The 1,129-nt window shown below is 63.1% G+C and carries 1 protein-coding gene; it reads left to right on the plus strand.

Going from position 1 to position 1,129, the window contains the following annotated elements:
* A partial coding sequence (locus tag CQY20_RS33855) for a glycosyltransferase (RefSeq protein WP_133119211.1) occupies positions 1 to 327 on the plus strand: 327 nt, incomplete at its 5' end.
* Between the last annotated feature and the right edge of the window lie 802 nt (positions 328 to 1,129).

The raw sequence follows: 1,129 nt of genomic DNA on the forward strand, positions 1-1,129 counted from the left end.
TTTGTGTGTCCGTCGCTGTACGAGCCGCTCGGCATCGTCAACCTGGAGGCGATGGCGTGCGGTACCGCGGTAGTCGCCTCGAATGTGGGCGGCATCCCGGAGGTGGTCGCAGACGGCGAGACCGGTCTACTGGTACAACCGGACGAACCGCAGGCGCTAGCCGACGCGCTCAACACGCTCGCCCGCGATCCGCAGCGTGCAGAGGCGATGGGATACGCCGGCCGGCAACGCGCCATCTCCGAGTTCGACTGGACCAGCATCGCCTCGCAGACCGCCACGCTCTACCACGAGGTCGCCAATTCGGCCGTCAAGCCAGTTGACGGCTGACGTTGCCCGCCGGCGCCCCCGGGCGCCTCAACGATGCGCTTGGAACTGCGCTCGCAGCGACCTCACCAGGGCTTACCGGCGACGATGACGTCGCTCTATTGGGGCTGCACTGCCTGCCACCGAGTGACCCGGCCCGATGTGGTGGCCAGCTTCATCGACACCGCCAACACCCACAGACTACCAGCGGCCACCGTGACCAATAATGGGTCGGACTAATCTATGCCGATGGCGAATTGTGTTGATGCGCAATATTGTCCGGAACCCCATTGACAGAAGTGTTTGGCGCGCTTGTAGGTCGACTGCGGTGGTTAGCGTTAGCGCCCGTCTGACCACGATGCAGAGTAGCGCCGGTCAAGGGCGGCGATCATCCGATCTAATTCACGGACTTGATGCTCGAGTTCACGGACTTGCACGCGAGCCCGAGCCATACCGCGTAGCCCGACCAATTCCTGGCGCTCGACACCGGCGCGCAGTCGTGCTTCGGCCTGATCAAGGGCCGCGGTGACCGTCTGTCGCTCATCGGTAAGGGCGGCCCGGAAATAAGCCGCCTGGGATGCGTCAGCCGCCCGGCTCTCTCCTGGCAAACACACCTCAACTGTCACTGTGGCAACATAACCGGTCTGATGAACCGCTGCATCTGAACCCCGAGTTGCACCGACGACCGAGAGGGGGGAACACCTCACAGCCGAGTTTTCCACTCAAACTCGAAACGACCCTGTCGTAGGTGTTGCGCGTCGCTCAGGATGACGATGATGGCGTCAATGGGGTGGACGACGATCTGATGATGAGAACGGCCCCGCTC

The organism is Mycolicibacterium agri (assembly GCF_002553505.1).
GTDB lineage: Bacteria > Actinomycetota > Actinomycetes > Mycobacteriales > Mycobacteriaceae > Mycobacterium > Mycobacterium agri.